Source organism: Pseudomonas sp. P5_152, from assembly GCF_033989915.1.
GTDB lineage: Bacteria > Pseudomonadota > Gammaproteobacteria > Pseudomonadales > Pseudomonadaceae > Aquipseudomonas.
This window is the reverse complement of sequence record NZ_JASFAH010000002.1, coordinates 3,351,101-3,367,976: the sequence shown is the minus strand read 5'-3', so window position 1 is coordinate 3,367,976 and position 16,876 is coordinate 3,351,101. Positions and strand designations below refer to the sequence as shown.

At 60.9% G+C, this 16,876-nt stretch carries 15 protein-coding genes; 8 read left to right on the top strand and 7 right to left on the bottom strand.

Translation table 11 applies throughout. The annotated features are described in order from the left end of the window. Positions 1-66: 66 nt before the first annotated feature. The 3 genes from fdhD to QMK50_RS15275 all read left to right on the top strand — a co-directional run bounded on the left by fdhD (position 67) and on the right by QMK50_RS15275 (position 3,980). Positions 67-906 (top strand): formate dehydrogenase accessory sulfurtransferase FdhD, encoded by an 840-nt coding sequence (gene fdhD, locus QMK50_RS15285; protein ID WP_095167447.1) that lies wholly within the window; start codon positions 67-69, stop codon positions 904-906. After that, positions 903-3,251 (top strand): FdhF/YdeP family oxidoreductase, encoded by a 2,349-nt coding sequence (locus QMK50_RS15280; protein WP_320333418.1) that lies wholly within the window; start codon positions 903-905, stop codon positions 3,249-3,251. Before fdhD ends, QMK50_RS15280 begins: the two co-directional genes overlap by 4 nt. Before the next feature lie 234 nt (positions 3,252-3,485). Further along, a complete protein-coding gene (locus QMK50_RS15275; protein ID WP_159993148.1) occupies positions 3,486-3,980 on the top strand; it encodes a glycine zipper domain-containing protein in 495 nt (164 codons plus the stop codon). Between the two features lie 62 nt (positions 3,981-4,042). Here QMK50_RS15275 and QMK50_RS15270 read toward each other — a convergent pair whose 3' ends face one another. The 3 genes from QMK50_RS15270 to QMK50_RS15260 all read right to left on the bottom strand — a co-directional run bounded on the left by QMK50_RS15270 (position 4,043) and on the right by QMK50_RS15260 (position 7,798). Next, complete coding sequence (locus tag QMK50_RS15270) at positions 4,043-4,474, bottom strand: acyl-CoA thioesterase (protein ID WP_159993146.1); 432 nt, start codon at positions 4,472-4,474, stop codon at positions 4,043-4,045. A 48-nt stretch (positions 4,475-4,522) separates the two neighbouring features. Beyond that, positions 4,523-5,758, bottom strand: a complete 1,236-nt coding sequence (locus QMK50_RS15265) for a 3-hydroxyacyl-CoA dehydrogenase (RefSeq protein ID WP_159993144.1) — start codon at positions 5,756-5,758, stop codon at positions 4,523-4,525. Positions 5,759-5,848: 90 nt separating this feature from the next. After that, on the bottom strand, positions 5,849-7,798 hold the full coding sequence (locus tag QMK50_RS15260; protein WP_320333417.1) for an ATP-dependent DNA helicase RecQ: 1,950 nt from the start codon (positions 7,796-7,798) through the stop codon (positions 5,849-5,851). A gap of 422 nt (positions 7,799-8,220) precedes the next feature. On the opposite strand from QMK50_RS15260, the gene QMK50_RS15255 reads away from it, so the two are divergent. After that, positions 8,221-8,508, top strand: coding sequence for a hypothetical protein (locus QMK50_RS15255; RefSeq protein WP_095167457.1), 288 nt, complete (start codon positions 8,221-8,223; stop codon positions 8,506-8,508). A 103-nt stretch (positions 8,509-8,611) separates the two neighbouring features. Further along, positions 8,612-9,742, top strand: a complete 1,131-nt coding sequence (locus QMK50_RS15250; RefSeq protein WP_159993140.1) for a hypothetical protein — start codon at positions 8,612-8,614, stop codon at positions 9,740-9,742. Between the two features lie 71 nt (positions 9,743-9,813). On the opposite strand, the gene QMK50_RS15245 is transcribed toward QMK50_RS15250, so the two are convergent. Both QMK50_RS15245 and hslO read right to left on the bottom strand, forming a co-directional pair. Further along, the gene (locus QMK50_RS15245) at positions 9,814-11,355 is read right to left on the bottom strand and encodes a phosphoenolpyruvate carboxykinase (RefSeq protein ID WP_095167462.1); all 1,542 of its coding nucleotides are present in this window, start codon (positions 11,353-11,355) and stop codon (positions 9,814-9,816) included. Positions 11,356-11,534: 179 nt separating this feature from the next. Continuing rightward, complete coding sequence (gene hslO, locus QMK50_RS15240; RefSeq protein ID WP_095167464.1) at positions 11,535-12,437, bottom strand: Hsp33 family molecular chaperone HslO; 903 nt, start codon at positions 12,435-12,437, stop codon at positions 11,535-11,537. Positions 12,438-12,537: 100 nt separating this feature from the next. Here hslO and QMK50_RS15235 point away from each other — a divergent pair, with 100 nt between their 5' ends. After that, the gene (locus tag QMK50_RS15235) at positions 12,538-13,347 is read left to right on the top strand and encodes a phosphatase PAP2 family protein (RefSeq protein ID WP_320333416.1); all 810 of its coding nucleotides are present in this window, start codon (positions 12,538-12,540) and stop codon (positions 13,345-13,347) included. Between the two features lie 51 nt (positions 13,348-13,398). Here the strand turns inward: QMK50_RS15235 and QMK50_RS15230 are convergent, their stop codons facing one another. Continuing rightward, the gene (locus QMK50_RS15230; RefSeq protein ID WP_159993136.1) at positions 13,399-13,803 is read right to left on the bottom strand and encodes an RNA-binding S4 domain-containing protein; all 405 of its coding nucleotides are present in this window, start codon (positions 13,801-13,803) and stop codon (positions 13,399-13,401) included. A 280-nt stretch (positions 13,804-14,083) separates the two neighbouring features. Between QMK50_RS15230 and QMK50_RS15225 the strand changes: the two genes are divergently transcribed. Further along, positions 14,084-14,506 (top strand): ATP-dependent zinc protease, encoded by a 423-nt coding sequence (locus QMK50_RS15225; RefSeq protein ID WP_237234996.1) that lies wholly within the window; start codon positions 14,084-14,086, stop codon positions 14,504-14,506. Then, positions 14,503-15,408 carry a 30S ribosomal protein S6--L-glutamate ligase gene (gene rimK, locus QMK50_RS15220; RefSeq protein WP_095167472.1) on the top strand — a complete coding sequence of 302 codons (906 nt, stop codon included), beginning with the start codon at positions 14,503-14,505 and terminating at the stop codon, positions 15,406-15,408. Before QMK50_RS15225 ends, rimK begins: the two co-directional genes overlap by 4 nt. A gap of 61 nt (positions 15,409-15,469) precedes the next feature. Here the strand turns inward: rimK and QMK50_RS15215 are convergent, their stop codons facing one another. After that, on the bottom strand, positions 15,470-16,783 hold the full coding sequence (locus QMK50_RS15215) for an ATP-binding protein (RefSeq protein WP_095167474.1): 1,314 nt from the start codon (positions 16,781-16,783) through the stop codon (positions 15,470-15,472). Positions 16,784-16,876: the final 93 nt, after the last annotated feature.

The window sequence follows — 16,876 nt, the reverse complement described above, 5'->3', positions numbered from 1 at the left end:
TAGCGATTAGACGCGACACTTTGCCGCGCCTAGGCTTAAAGCTGGATAACCCGCCGGTACAGCCCCATGAACGCCAAGCGCCCGACCTGCGCGGCGCCCGCCCTCGACACGCCCGCGCCCGCCGCCAGTCAGAGCTATCAGTATTGCAACCTCGACCTCAGTGCCAGCGCCAGCACCGCACTGGCTGAAGAGGTCGCGCTGGCGATTGCCTACAACGGCATCAGTCAGGCAGTGATGCTGGTGACCCCGACCGATCTCGAAGACTTTATCGTCGGCTTCAGCCTGGGCAGCGGGATCGTCAGTGACCTGAGCGATATCTACGACATGCAACTCAGCGGCTCGGGCTCTGCGCAGTACGCCCAGGTCAATATTGCCAGCCGTGCGTTCTGGAACCTCAAGCAGCAGCGTCGGCAACTGGCCGGTACCAGCGGCTGCGGGCTGTGTGGCGTCGAGGCCGTGGAGCAGGCCCTGCCGCAGCTCGCCGTCTTACCTGGTGCGCCCCTGCCGCCGGCCGAATGGCTGGAGGGCTTGCGCCAGCGCATCAATGCCTTCCAACCCCTGGGGCAGCACTGCGGGGCGGTGCACGCGGCGGTGTTCATGAATAACCAGGGCGAGTTGCTGCTGGGCCGCGAAGACATCGGCCGGCACAACGCCCTCGACAAGCTGATCGGCGCCCTGGTCCGGCAGGACATCCCGACGGCGGGCGGGGTGGCGATTGTCACCAGTCGCTGCAGCCTGGAACTGATCCAGAAAGCCCTGCGCGCCGGGATCCAGACCCTGGTCAGCCTGTCGTCGCCCACCGGCCTTGCCCTGCAGTGGGCGCGCCGGCACAACCTCAATCTCATCCACTTGCCGCACAAAAGTGCGCCGCGGGTGTATAGCCCTGCGATGGAGAATCAAGCGTGAGCACTCATCATCAAGCCGACCAGACACCCACTCCACGCTACAAGCCCTACAAGGGCCCAGCCGGTGGCTGGGGCGCGCTGATCAGTGTCGCCCAGGCGTGGTTGACCAGCGACAACGCGCTGAAAAACATCCGCATGATGCTCAAGACCAACCAGAACGGCGGGTTCGACTGCCCGGGCTGTGCCTGGGGCGATTCGCCGGAAAGCGGCATGGTCAAGTTCTGCGAAAACGGCGCCAAGGCGGTCAACTGGGAGGCCACCAAGCGCCGGGTCGACGCGGCGTTTTTCGCCAAGCACAGCGTCAGCGCATTGCTGGAGCAAAGCGATTACTGGCTCGAATACCAGGGCCGCCTGACCGAGCCGATGAGCTACAACGCCGAGACCAACCGCTACCAGCCCATCAGTTGGGAGGCCGCGTTCGCGCTGATCGGCCAGCACTTGCAAAACCTGGCGAGCCCTGACCAGGCCGAGTTCTACACCTCGGGCCGCGCCAGCAATGAAGCAGCCTATCTGTACCAACTGTTTGTCCGCGCGTTCGGCACCAACAACTTCCCGGATTGCTCGAACATGTGCCACGAAGCCAGTGGCGTGGCGCTGGCGCAGAGTGTCGGGGTGGGCAAAGGCACGGTGACCTTCGATGATTTCGAACATGCCGATGCGATTTTCGTCTGGGGCCAGAACCCCGGGACCAACCATCCACGGATGCTCGAGCCGCTGCGTGAAGCGGTCAAGCGCGGTGCCCAGGTGGTCTGCATCAACCCGCTCAAGGAGCGTGGCCTGGAGCGCTTCCAGCACCCGCAGCACCCGATCGAAATGCTCACCAACGGCGACAAGCCGACCAACACCGCCTATCTGCGCCCGGCGCTGGGTGGCGACATGGCGTTGTTGCGCGGCATGGCCAAGTTCCTCCTGCAGTGGGAACGCGAAGCGCAGGGCAGCGGCGCACCTTCGGTGTTCGACCATGACTTCCTCAACGAGCACACGGTCAACATCCTCGACTATCTGAGCCAGATCGACGACACCCCGTGGGAGCAGATCGTCGAACAGTCCGGGTTAAGCCTGGAAGAAGTCGAGCAAGCCGCGCGCATGTACGCGGCCGGCAAGAACGTGATCATGTGCTGGGCCATGGGCATCACCCAGCACCGCCATTCGGTGCCGACCATCCAGGAAATCGCCAACCTGATGCTGCTGCGCGGCAACATCGGGCGCCCGGGCGCGGGCCTGTGCCCGGTGCGTGGCCACAGTAACGTGCAAGGCGACCGGACCATGGGCATCAACGAACGGCCACCGGTGGCGTTCCTCGATGCGCTGGAGCGGCGCTTCCAGTTCAAGGTGCCACGCGACAATGGCCACAACGTGGTCGAAGCCATCCACGCGATGCTCGAAGGTCGCTCGAAAGTCTTTATCGGCCTGGGCGGCAACTTTGCCCAAGCCACGCCGGACAGCCCACGGACCTTCCAGGCCCTGAGCAACTGCGACCTCACCGTGCAGATCAGCACCAAGCTCAACCGCAGCCACCTGGCCCACGGTAAAGCCGCCTTGATCCTGCCGTGCCTGGGCCGTACCGACATCGACCTGCAGACCGAAGGGGCGCAAGCGGTGACCGTGGAAGATTCGTTCAGCATGGTCCACGCCTCCAATGGCCAGTTGAATCCGCTGTCCAGGCTGATGCGCTCCGAGCCGTCGATCGTCGCCGGCATCGCCGCAGCTACCCTGGGCAGCGCTCCCGTGGACTGGAACTGGCTGGTGGCCGACTACCGACGCATTCGCGAGTTGATCGCCGACACCATTCCGGGCTTCAAGGACTTCAACCAGAAGATCGAGCACCCAGGCGGTTTCTACCTGGGCAACAGCGCCGGCGAACGGCGTTGGAACACCCCGTCAGGCCGCGCCAACTTCCGCGCCAATGCCTTGCCGCTCGACCTGGTGCACGAACGCACCAGGGCCACCGGGCAGTTGCCAGACTTGATCATGCAGTCCATGCGCTCCCACGATCAGTACAACACCACCATCTACGGCCTTGATGACCGTTATCGTGGGGTCAAGGGCCAGCGCGATGTGCTGTTCGTCAACGAAGCCGACATCATCCGCCTGGGCTTCAAGCCAGGGCAGAAGGCTGACATCGTGTCGATCTGGGATGATGGCCGCGAGCGTCGGGTGAAGGGCTTCACCTTGTTGGCGTTCGATATACCCGCCGGACAAGCGGCGGCGTATTACCCGGAAGTGAACCCCTTGGTGCCGCTGGAAAGCACCGGGGATGGCAGTCACACCCCAACGTCCAAGTTTGTCGCGATCCGCCTGGAAGCTGCGAGTGCCAGTGGTTTGATCAAGGCCAGGTCGGCCTGAAGCCTGGCGTCGAATTGTCGGCCGCCTGCGCTTAACCAACACCCACAAAAAAGGCCGCTTTGTTAGCAAAGCGGCCTGTCTCAAGTAACTAAAGACCTGCAAATTTCAATTAAGTTCCGCAGCAAAAACAACAACTTAGCAAAATGTGCGAAGGTCGTGTTACTCGTCGGATTTCGATTGTAACCATCCTGACACAGCCTCAGGATCGCGGCGTCATCCCTCTGAGGCTCCTCTATGAAGTTCTCCTCGATTCTCTTGTTGTCCCTTGGCCTGATCAGTGGCGTCGCGTCAGCTGGAGGCACCACCGAAGCCGGTGTGGGCGGCGCATTGGGCGGGGTTCTTGGCTCGGTCGTCGGTCAGTCACTGGGCGGCAGCACTGGCTCAACCATTGGTGCAGCACTGGGCGGTGCTGGTGGTAGTGCGGTGGGCGCCGACAAACGCAGCCGTGGCGAAGCCGCGATCGGCGGTGCGCTGGGCGCAGCCGGCGGCAACGTGGTCGGTCGCAGCGTCGGCGGTACCTCGGGCAGTCTGATCGGCGCAGCAGCCGGCGGCGGTGCCGGTGGTGCGCTGGGTAACTACATGGGTAATAAAAGCTATGACGACGACCGTGACGATCGTGATGATCGTCGCTACCGCGGTGGTCGCGATGACCGTCGCTACTACCGTCACGGCCACCCGGGTCGCGGCCATGCCTATGGGCATCGCAAGCACAAGCATTATCGCGACTGACCCCGTCGCATCACGCAAATCCCGCGTAAAAAATCGCAGCCCTCGGGCTGCGATTTTTCGTTTCAGGCCAGCAATCGCTCCAACGCCGCACGCAGCCCGGCAGGGATGGTCACCGGCTGGTTCGAAGCCCGATCGACAAATACGTGAACAAAGCGCCCGGCCGCACAGGCATCCTCCTCACCGGCCTTGAACACAGCCAGTTCGTACTGCACCGAACTGTTGCCCAGCTTGCCGACCCGCAGGCCGATGTCGATGCGCTCGGGGAACGCAATCGAGGCGAAGTAATCGCACGCCGAACTCACCACAAACCCGACCACTTCGCCGTCATGGATATCCAGGCCACCGACCTCGATCAGGTAGGTGTTCACCGCCGTGTCGAAGAAGCTGTAGTAGGTCACATTGTTCACATGGCCATACACATCGTTGTCGTGCCAGCGAGTGATGATCGGCTGGAAGTGCCGGTAGTCGGCGCGTTGGGGCATGCGGTCAGTCATGAGGTTTCTCGTGCAAAGGGGCTGGCAGTGTAGTGGCTGCAGCGGGGCTCAGTCAGCCTGGTACCGCGCCAGCTGTCCGCCACTCGCGGCCAACTGGCGGATGATCCCGGCAGGCTTCCACAAGGCGCCCCGCTCGGCCTCCAGGCGCAACAATCGTGCCTCGATCGCGGCCAGTCCTTGCTGGTCCGCCCATGCCATCGGCCCGCCCTTGTCCGCCGGAAACCCGTAGCCGTTCAGGTAAACCAGATCGATGTCCCGCGCGGATTCGGCAATGCCTTCCTGGAGAATCTTGGCCCCCTCGTTGACCAATGCCAGCAGGCAGCGCTCGAGGATCTCTTCAGTGCCGATCTCGCGGCGTTGATAACCGAGCTGCTCACTGACCCGCAAGACCTGCGCATCGACCTCAGGATCGTGCTCGGCCTGGCGGCTGCCCGGCTCGTAGTGGTAGTAGCCGTTGCCGCTCTTCTGGCCGAAACGTCCTTGCTCGCACAGGCGGTTATCCAACTGGATTTCATCCTCATCCTGGCCGACACCGGCCAACTCGCGGGCGCGCCAGCCGAGATCGATACCGACCACGTCGTACATGCGAAACGGCCCCATGGCAAAACCGAAGCCCTGCAGCGCGGCATCGACCTGGTAGGGGAATGCACCCTCGAGCAACATTTTGCGCGCCTCGAGCACATAGGTATTGAGCATCCGGTTGCCGATAAAGCCGAAGCAGTTACCCGCCACCACACTGACCTTGCCCATGCGTTCGCCCAGGACCTTGGCTGCCTGCAGTACCGCCGGGGCGGTGTGCGCACCACGCACGATTTCCAGCAGTTTCATGATGTGCGCCGGGCTGAAGAAGTGCAGGCCCAGCACCTGTTGTGGACGCTGGGTGACCGCGGCAATGGCGTCGATGTCCAGGGCCGAGGTATTACTGGCCAGGATTGCCTGGGGCTTGAGCAGCCCGTCGAGCTGGCGAAAGATCTGCTGCTTGAGCTCGAGGTTTTCGTAGACCGCCTCGATCACCAGGTCCACCTCGCTGATCGCCGCGTAGTCCGCAGCGGCCGTGACCCTGGCGATGCGCGCATCCGCCTCGGCCTGGTCGATACGGCCCTGACGCACGTTGTGCGCCCAGGTCTGGGCGATGGCCGTCAGCGCCTGGTCGAGCATCTGCGGATTGTTGTCGACCCACTGCACCGGCACCCCGGCATTGGCCAGGCACATGACGATGCCACGGCCCATGGTGCCTGCGCCGATCACGGCGGCACGCTGAATCTGGAATGGCGTCTGGCTCATTGTTTGCTCTCTTGTTGGCGATCCTTAGACAGCGATCACCATAGTCAGCCGGCCAGGCTTTTTGAAGTCAATTACGCTGATGGGCGACATTCAGCAGATGGATGTTCCTACAGGTAGATGGTGCTCGGCCCAACTGCGCACCTCGGCGTAAGGGTAAGCCTCCAACGCCGCAAAGCCGGGAATTGATCGGGCCTTGAGCTTGGTAAACAGCGGCATGCTGATGCCACACAAAAACCGCGTCAGCCGATCCGCGCTCGGCACCTGAGCGCTGAAGCCCTGGTGCCTGCGGATAAAGTCGCCGCACAGGGCCTCGAAGTTTTTATCCGCCAGTGCCGGCAATTCGGGGGGCGCCGGCAGACGGGCAACCTGGCCATGGCACACCGAGCAATGCCCACATTGCCGAGGCGCATTGTTATCACCGAAATACTGCGCCAGACGAAAACCCAGGCAGTGATCAGTGGCGAACAGATCGAGCATGGCGTGGATCCGCGCAACTTCCGTGCGTTCGTGCCGGGTGAAATACGCATGCAGGTCCAGGCTCAACGCCTGCCCATCGAAGTCGCTCTGGAGCAGGCTGTAGACCTCGGTCGTCTGTTTGCTTTCCAGCTCGATCCAGCCTTGCTCCTGGAAGTAATCCAGGGCCTTGACCACCCGGTTGCGCTCAGCCTGGTATCGCAGGTACAGCGCGTCGAAATCGACCGTGACCCAAGTTCGCGCGCGGCTTGAGGTCTGGATGATGGCTTCGACAAAGTCCCGGCGCTCGCCGGTAAAACGTGCCAACAGCGCTTCAGGTTCCAGTACAAACTTGAACCGGTACTCGGCGAAATAGGCGTACCGCGGGGCGATCAGGCGCTTGAGTTCCAGTTGAACCAGGAGGGTCTTGAGCGGCAACTGGCGAATGTTGCTGTGATCGGCCAGCGGCCCCAGCAAAAACTCCCATTGCCCCTCCGGCGCGCACGCTTGCAGCTCATCGAGCACACGGCGGATGCCATCGAGCTCCGGGGTGTCGCCATAGACGAAGTTTTCCAGCACGTTGAGGCTGTCACGATTGGCCAGTACCAGGCAGTCGGAGGGTTCACCGTCTCGTCCGGCGCGACCGATTTCCTGGCTGTAGTTTTCGATGGATTTGGGCAGGTCGAAATGCACCACATTGCGGATGTCGCTCTTGTCGATCCCCATGCCAAAGGCGATGGTGGCGACAATGCAATTGGACTGGCCGCCCATGAACCGGCGTTGAATCGCTTCGCGCTGATCATGGGGTAGACCGGCGTGATAGGCCTCGGCCGCAAGCCCTTGCTGGCTCAGGTGCTGGGCGATCTGTTCGGCGGTTTTCTGCAGGGTCACGTAGACGATGCTGGGCTGCCCGGCCCGTTCGCCCAGCCATTGCACCAGGCGCCGACGCTTGTCCTGGCCACGCACCGGCTCCACCAGCAAATTGAGGTTGGGCCGATAGAAGCCGGTGGTGACCACATCATCCGGAGCAATGGCAAACCTGGCCTGCATGTCGGCAATGACCTTGGGCGTCGCGGTGGCGGTCAGCAACAGGGCCTGGGGGATGTTGAACTGGCGCTGGTAGTCCGGCAGTTTCAGGTAGTCCGGGCGAAAGTTATGACCCCACTCGGAAATGCAGTGTGCCTCGTCCACCACCAGCAGCGAGATCGGCACCTGCTGCAGAAAATTGCGAAAACGCTCGTTCTTCAGGCGCTCCACGGAAATCATCAGGATCTTCAACTCGCCGCTGCGCGCCCGCGCCATCACCTCGTTGGCGTCATCACGGCTCTGGGCCGAATCGATACTGGCTGCGGCGATGCCGTGCCGTTGCAGGAATGCCAGTTGATCCTGCATCAGCGCCAGCAGCGGCGAGACCACCAGCGTCAGGTGGGGCAACAGCAAGGCCGGCAACTGGTAACACAAGGACTTGCCGGAGCCGGTGGGGAAAATCGCCGCTGCCGAGCGCCCCGCCAGCACTGCACTGATCGCCGCCGCCTGGCCGGGACGAAACTGTGGATAACCGAAGACCTGTTCGAGGGTGTTGTGCATGAGCGGTCACTCCATTGACGGCGGCAATGCCAAAAGCCTAGCGGGCGAGTGCAGCACGTCGAGAAAAGGTCGGGGATAAAAAGATACGGAATGATACAGGGAGAACGTCCCATGACCCGCGACTCTGCAACGCTCGCGAATCGTGCATTTCAATGCGAAACATCCTACTCAGTTTTGTCGAGCTGACGCCGTCTCGCCAAGCGTCAAACCTACCCAACACGTGGGAAATCCGCGTCTTGGCCATCCGCCCAAAAAAACCGCGAAACGCCTGTAGGCCAGCTTCCGATCGTCGTGTAATTCCCCTACAACAGCCGTCCATGCAGGCCATCTTGCTGCGCCTTGCCAGCACTCCCTATAGTTTGCAGCAAGGCGCAACCGCCCCTTACCGAGCGATTTCGTATATGCCTACCGGAACCTTGCCCATGAGCACCTTAACTCCGTTTTTCGAGCGCTATCGTCGGCTGAGCTCTGCCGCCGGCGATACCCCGGTACTGGTCATCGACACCCACGCCACTCCCCAGGCTCTGCTCGACGCGGCTCAACAACGCATCCGCGCCGCCAGCAACTTGCTGGAAACCTTTTACTGCCTGTGTTTCAACCAGGCGGACGTCAAGGATATTTCGCATATCGTCAACGCGTTATATCTATTGATTCAAGACGGCAGTGACTTGCTTGAAGTCATGCAACAGCGCATGCCAAAACAAACTTGAAGTTACCCACACACACTAAAATCCAGCAACACTAAGCACCTTCAATACTTAGCCATTCAAACCTAACCTGCCTATTCATTAAAAAAATTAAGGCAGCCCCCCAATGACCACATTAACTATATATTTCTGCGGAACCGGCTCGACTAAGTTCGACGCTACGAATGATACGTACTGGAACGGCGAACTTGTTTCCACTCTGGCCAGCCACGAACTTAGTCGAGAGTTTGCCGAATGGGCAGTGATCGACGGACCCGGCAGCAGCAACTTGCAAGCCGACGAAATGTTCTACGAATCCGAAGAATACGGTATTGCCGGAAGCCTGTTCGGCAGTGGCTGGGTAGAAAACGTCAAGCACGCCCTGCAACTCATCAAGGGCAAGAGTTCCTGGCAACGCCTCGAACTAAGCGAAGAAGAATATAATCGCCTGAAAGCTGCCGGCATTCCCATTGAAGAGGTCAAAAAAGTCGGCTCATGGTTCTGGCGCAAGTACAATTACGGCAAACGTCCGGTCAGCCAGCAGGAGTTACAGGAACAAATAATCAAAATGTTCCGCAAGGACGGTATTATCCCGACCACTGTCAATCTTGTTGGCTGGAGTCGCGGTGCGGTAAGTTGTCACATGTTGGCCAACATGATGCTCGATGATCCTGAACTGAAACAGGTACCGGTGAATATCTTTGCCGTCGACCCTGTTCCTGGCCCCCTGAACTTTCAGCCTGAGCGGGTGACACTTGGCGCCAACGTCAAAGAGTATGTTGGCTTTTTTGCCCGCGACGAACGCTCCAAGGGGTTTTGCTGCGTTATCCCGCTGACTCACAACAGCACCAGGACCCATATCTACCCCATGGCCGGCCGCCACGGCACCTTGGCCGGCAACGCTTCCCTCAAGGGCACCCGTGGCCCGAAACAACTGCCGGAACCCGGCCTGATAGTTCGCCACTTCGCCGAGCGCTGCCTGACCCGCTGGGGCGTTAAGCTCGACAAGATGCTCCAGCTGTCGACTGCGGATCTGCAGAACCACCACAATGCCATCGAACAAGCCGACGCCGATTACGTACGCATGCGCAAAGAGTCCTATACCTACTTCAACGAGCAGGAACAGGGCGAGCGTTACGTCTCCCATGGCAGCAAAGGCACCGCCTTCTCTACGGTCCAGGGTCCGACCCTGCAGCCGAAGGCAGGGCTGAGTGCGAGCCTGGTGTTTGAGCAGTCCAGCTACCTGGATATTCGCTGATTGTGCAGCGCTTCAATCACAGGCACAAAAAAGCCGCCCCGAGGGGCGGCTTTTTTGCATCAGACCAACACTTACAGCTTAGGACCTGCAGCCTTGATGGCGTCGCTCACGTCGAACTTCTTGAAGTTCTCGATGAACAGGCCGGCCAGGGCCTTGGCAGCTTCGTCGTAGGCGGCTTTGTCAGCCCAAGTGTTGCGTGGGTTCAACAGGCCAGTCTCAACGCCCGGTACGGCCACTGGCACGTCGAGGTTGACGGTGTCCAGGTGCTCGGTCTCGGTACCGACCAGAGCGCCGCTCTGGATCGCTGCGATCACCGCACGGGTAGTCGGGATGTTGAAACGCTTGCCGACGCCGTAGCCACCGCCGGTCCAGCCGGTGTTGACCAGGTAGACCTTGGAGCCGAAGCCGCGGATGCGCTTGATCAGCAGCTCTGCGTATTCGCCAGCCGGACGCGGGAAGAACGGTGCGCCGAAGCAGGTGGAGAAGGTCGACTTGATGCCGCTGCCCGAACCCATTTCAGTCGAGCCCACCAGAGCGGTGTAGCCGGACAGGAAGTGGTAGGCCGCTTGTTCTTCGTTGAGGATCGACACTGGCGGCAGAACGCCGGTCAGGTCGCAGGTCAGGAAGATCACAGCGTTTGGCTCGCCACCCAGGTTCTGCTCGGAACGCTTGGCAACGTGCTCCAACGGGTACGCGGCGCGGCTGTTCTGGGTCAGGCTGACATCGGCGTAGTCGGCGTGCTTGGCGTCGTCGATAACGACGTTTTCCAGGACTGCACCGTGCTTGATGGCTTTCCAGATAACCGGCTCGTTCTTCTCGGACAGGTCGATGCACTTGGCATAGCAACCGCCTTCGATGTTGAACACCACGCCTTCACCCCAGCCGTGTTCGTCGTCACCGATCAGGTAACGGCTTTCGTCGGCCGACAGGGTGGTTTTGCCGGTGCCCGACAGACCGAAGAACAGGGTCACGTCGCCTTCTTCGCCGATGTTGGCGGCGCAGTGCATTGGCAGCACGTCAGCGGCCGGCAGCAGGAAGTTCTGTACCGAGAACATGGCTTTCTTCATTTCACCGGCGTAACGCATGCCGGCGATCAGTACTTTCTTCTGTGCGAAGTTGAGGATCACGCAACCGTCGGAGTTGGTGCCGTCACGCTCTGGCACGCACTCGAAGTTGGCCACGTTGAGCACTTGCCATTCTTCACGGCCGGCCGGGTTGTACTGCGCCGGGTTGATGAACAGGCAACGACCGAACAGATTCTGCCAGGCAGTCTGGGTGGTCATTTTCACGGCCAGGTAGTGGTCTTGGGCAGCACCAACGTGAACGTGGGAAACGAAATGCTCTTGCGCGTTGTTGAAAGCCTCGACGCGAGCCCACAGGGCATCGAACTTGTCGGCCGGGAACTTGCGATTGATCGGGCCCCAGGCAATGGCTGCCTGGGTGGACGGCTCTTCAACGATGAAACGGTCGACCGGCGAACGACCGGTGCGGTGACCGGTTTCTACGACCAGCGCGCCAGTATCGGCAAGCACGCCTTCACCGCGCTGCAGGGCTTCTTTGACCAGATCGTCAACACTCAGATCGGTGTATACGGCGTTATTGGCTTGCGTCATGAGGTTCCCCGTCGGCCAGTGGCCGAGTGCTCCGAACGTTTTGTAGTAGAAAGTCCCGCACTACTACCGCGAAAAAAGTGGGCCGGATTATGCCAGAAAAGCCTGAAAAGAGTAGGGTCCTCCCGTCAGTACGGCGTTAATCCGGAACAAAGCAGTGAATTTACCTGCGCTGAAACGTTTTAGTGACGAGTATCTGACGGCGTATCCACACCCGCACCGGCGAACAATTGGCCGATATCGGCCGAGTCGAACAGGTAGCGTTGGTTGCAGAACTGGCAATCGATCTCGATATTGCCGCCATGTTCGACGACCAACGCCTGGGCATCTTCCAGGCCGAGGCTGACCAGGGCATTGCCGGAACGCTCACGAGAACAGCTGCAACGAAAGCGCAATTTCTGCACATCAAACAGGCGCACCTGCTCTTCGTGGTAGAGACGGTGCAGCACGGTTTCGTTGTCCAGGCTGAGCAGTTCATCGGCGGTCAAGGTGCCACCCAGCGCCGTGATGTGCTGCCAACTGGCGGCACGTTCTTCATCGTCTTTCAGGCGGTCGGCGGGCAGTTGCTGCAGCAGCAGACCACGAGCCCGACGGCCATCGGCATGCAGCCAGAAGCGGGTACCGACCTGTTGGGACATGACGAAGTAATTAGTGAAGCATTCCGACAGGGTCGCACCATCAAGATCGACGATGCCCTGATACCGCTGGCCCTGGGTCGGGTCGACAGTCAGAGCCAGGACGCCATTGGGCATCATGTCCGCCAGGGTCGCATCAGGGGCGATCTGGTCGGCTTCGTAACGCGCCAGGCCACGGATTTCCCGCTCGCTCGAGCACTCGATCATCAAGAGCGGCACCGGGCCTTCGGAACGCGCCTGAAGGATCAACAAACCATCGAACTTCAAGGTGCCGACCAACAGCGACGCAGCCGCCATCAGCTCGCCAAGCATCTGCGCCACCGGCTCCGGGTAGGGGTGTTTGGCGAGGACTTCGGCATAGCTGCGCTCCAGCGCAACCAGTTCGCCACGGGTATCGCTGTCATCAAAAATGAAGCGCTGGGTGTAGTCGGTATCCGGTAGATCAGTCATAGGTCTGGGTATCTGAAGTGATGACAAAATGTGTGCAAGGGCCGAAAATCAGCTTCTCGCACTATTTTGGTGCGTGATTTATCGCCATGGGAGGCATTTTATGAACAATCCGAGTCTGTTCCAAGCAAGGTGGGACCTCGGCCGATTGACGCTGTGTAATTTAGTCCCGCTGGCCCTGCTGGGTTTCTGGTTATGGCCCGCGGGACAGATGCTGTGTGTGATTTTCGACGAGTGGCTTTTTCATTTACTCAATGACCCCCTGGCGACCAATCCAACCTGGCTGCACATCTGGGCGGTTGCCAGCCTGAGACCCTTTGACGCGGTGGTCGGGGTGATCCTGCTGGCGCTGCTGATTCGCGGCAACTGGGTGTTCAAGGCCGGCGATGTGCGCCGCGCTTTTTTTGGCTTCTTCGCCATTCTGTTGCTGATGCTGGTGATCCGTACCCTGTTCTCCAAAGTCGCCGCGCACCTTGGCTGGCAACACCAGAGCCCGTCGATGGTGATCGCCGGCGCGGTGCAGATGAGCGACTACTTCCCGGGCCTGGAAAAGACCTGGGAACTCAAGGACCGTTCCAGCCAGAGCTTTCCCGGGGACCATGCCTCGGTGCTAATTATCTGGGCACTGTTCATGAGCCTGTTCAGCCGTACCCTGGGGCAATGGCTGACGGTCTGGAGCCTGGCCCTGCTGTTCATGCTGCCGCGCCTGGTAGCTGGCGCCCACTGGGGCCAGGACGATTACATCGGCGGTATGCTGCTGGCGGTCTGGGCCTTGGGCTGGGGTTACTACACGCCGTTCGCTGCCAGGGCGTCGGAGTTCTTTATGCGGCTGACCGCGCCACTTTTCAAGTTACTGGGCCAGTTGCCGGTGGTTTCGCGGATGAGCGTCGTGCGAAATGTTGCTGCCGGCTGATTGAATGTCCGCTGCAAGGATCGCCACCTGCAGGTGGCAATCCTTGGTCCGCTATTCGTGGCTGCTGCCGTGAAACTTGAACAGGTCACGGCGCTGTTTCTTGCTCGGCTTGCCGTCGGTAGTGACACTCAGGGCGCCGGCCTTGCGCAGTGCCGCGGCATTCTCGCGCTTGACGATACTGGCGTCGGTCTCCGCGTACAGCGCCTGGGCCTCTGGGGCGCCGCGCCGAACAATCGATAGCGCCTGGACCACCACCGTGCGTTCTTCAAATCCGATGCGGATCTGTAACTCATCACCGACGCGCGGCTCCTTGCCTGGCTTGCAGCGCTCACCTCGACAATGCACCTTGCCACTCTCGATGGCGGCCTTGGCCAGCGCGCGGGTTTTGTAAAAGCGCGCCGCCCACAACCACTTATCGAGACGGACTTTGTCGTCCTCTTCGCTTTTTTGTGCCATGGGTTTTCCTCATTCTGAAATATTTCTGAACTGTACTACCGTTTCTGTCATGCCATGAATTTCACCGCCGCAGCATACAATGCTCCACCTCCTCAGGCCGCATCCGAGGAGCGGCAATCCGGGCTGTAGATATCTGTCGCCTTTTAACCACTATTCTGCGTGAATACCGCCCATTCGACCGCGTTGCGGTGCGAGCGGGTATCTCACCGGTTGAGCACATTTGAAGACATTTGACCATTTGACCGTTGTCGGTCTGCGCGAGTGGGTGGCGCTCCCTGATCTGGGAGTTGCGGGCCTGCGTGCGAAAATCGACACCGGTGCCAGCACCTCCAGCCTGCACGCCACCGAGATCGAGCCGTTCGAGCGCGATGGCGAGAAGTGGGTGCGGTTTACCGCACACCTGGGCACGGTGGTGCAGTTGCGCCACCGTCGCTGTGAAGCGCCGCTGGTGACACGAAAAACCATCAAGAGCTCCAATGGTCACGCGCAGGTGCGCTACGTGATCAGCACCACCCTGGCACTCGGTGATCGGGTCTGGCGAGTCGAGTTCACCCTCGCCTGCCGCAAGTCCATGCGTTATCGCTTGCTCCTCGGCTCCAAGGCCCTGATCGACGGCCAGTTGGTGGTCAATCCCGGCATCAAGTACGTTCAAGACAAGCCGGTGTTCCCGGTGTCCACTCTCTCCTCCACAGGTGTTGCATGAAGATCGCTGTGCTGTCGCGGAACCCGCGTCTGTATTCCACTCGTCGTTTGGTTGAAGCCGGGACCGAACGCGGCCATGAGATGGTGGTGATCGATACCCTGCGCGCCTATATGAACATTGCCAGCCATAAGCCGCAGATCCACTACCGCGGCAAACCCCTGGAAGGGTTCGACGCCGTGATCCCGCGGATCGGCGCGTCGGTGACCTTTTATGGTTGCGCGGTGTTGCGCCAGTTCGAAATGATGGGCGTGTTCCCGCTCAACGAGTCGGTGGCGATTGCCCGCTCGCGGGACAAACTGCGCTCGTTGCAGTTGCTGTCACGCCGTGGCATCGGCCTGCCGGTCACCGGTTTTGCCCACTCGCCGGACGACATCCCTGACTTGATCGACATGGTCAATGGCGCGCCCCTGGTGATCAAAGTACTGGAAGGGACCCAGGGCATCGGCGTGGTGCTATGCGAAACAGCGACCGCCGCCGAGTCGGTGATCGAGGCGTTCATGGGCCTCAAGCAGAACATCATGGTCCAGGAATACATCAAGGAAGCCGGTGGCGCGGACATCCGCTGCTTCGTGGTCGGCGACAAGGTGATTGCGGCGATGAAGCGTCAGGCCAAGCCAGGCGAGTTCCGCTCCAACCTGCATCGTGGCGGCAGCGCCAGCCTGATCAAGATCACCCCGGAAGAACGCATGACGGCACTGCGCGCGGCCAAGGTCATGGGCCTGGCGGTGGCCGGCGTCGACATCCTGCGCTCCAACCACGGACCGCTGGTGATGGAAGTGAACTCCTCACCGGGCCTGGAAGGGATCGAAACCACCACCAGCAAGGACGTGGCGGGGATGATCATCCAGCATCTGGAGAAGAACGGTGGACCGAACATGACCCGGACCAAAGGCAAGGGCTAAACCAAAAGATCGCAGCCCCTGCAGGAGCTGCGATCTTTTCAGGCTGCAATCTTTTCAGCTGTCAAACCGCATCCCGAGGCAACATCAACCCCAACGGCAACCGCACCCGCGCCTCCAGGCCACCGCCGGAACGGTTGCGCAGTTCGACATTGCCGCCATGCATCGACGCGATGCGCTTGACGATGGCCAACCCCAACCCGGTGCCCTTGCCGCCCCGGGCACGGTCGCCGCGGGTGAACGGGTTGAAGATCGCCTCCAGCTCCGCCGGATCGATGCCGGCCCCGCGATCCATGACACTCAGCACCACGTACGGCGCGCTGACATCCCCCGAGACGTAAGCCGCCACCTCGACATCGCTGCCAGCGTGATGCAAGGCGTTGCCGATCAGGTTGTTCAGCAGGCGCTTCATCGATACCCGACGCAGCGGGAACGGTTGGATTGGCTCCAGGCGCAGGCGCACGCGTTCTTCGTTCTGGTTGTAGGGCGCCGCCACTTCACGCACCAGGTCGCTCAGGTCGACCTCCTCCACCGACTCGTCGCGACCATCACGAATGAATGCCAGGAACTGGTCGAGAATCGCGTCCATGTCCTCGATGTCGCGCACCATGTCGTCCGTCAGGTCGTTGTGGCCGCCCATCAGCTCCAGCGATAGGCGCAAGCGGGTCAGGGGCGTACGCAGGTCATGGGACACCCCCGCCAGCATCAACTCACGCTCACGCCCTGCCTGCTCGACATCCTCGGCCATCTGGTTGAAGGCCCGATACACTTCGGCCATCTCGCTGGGCGTGTCGCTGATCGGCAGCCGCACGCTGCGGCCCTGCCCCAGTTGCCGCGCGGCATCCACCAGGCGCTTGAGGGGCTGGTTGAGCTGGCTGACGAAGATCCACGCCGAGGCGGTGGATAACAGTCCGATGGCGAGGAACCAACCCAGCACGCTCCAGATTTTCTGGCCCCGCAGCGGATGCGGGTACAGCGGCACTTTCAGCCAGCCATCGCCCAGGCTCGGCGCCCGCACCCAGAGCGCTGGCGGTGCGTGCATGCGCAGGCGCACTTCGGTGTCACCACCCAGTTCGGCCTGCATCTGCCGTTGGTAGATTTCACTGTAGGGCCAATGCTGCTCACCGTCGGGCACGCCAGCGCCGACCACACGGATCAATCCGACGGAGTCGGCAATTTCAGCTCGGTTGGTTTCGTCGGCGGCCCAGTACGCGCGCAGTGTCAGGGCGACACCGTGGCTGTACTGACGATCCACCAGCACGTCCTCGTTCATCAATAGATAAACCAGGGTCAGCGCCTTGGAAAAAAGCACGACGATCAGCACCAGCCAGAGGGTGCGGGAGAAGAAACTCTGAGGGAACCACACAGGGGTTTTCATAGGACACAGCTACACACTTTGCAGGAGCGAGAGAGACTCGCAGAGTTGCGGATCACGAATCAACCGGATAACGCACTATCCGGCCGATTCGCT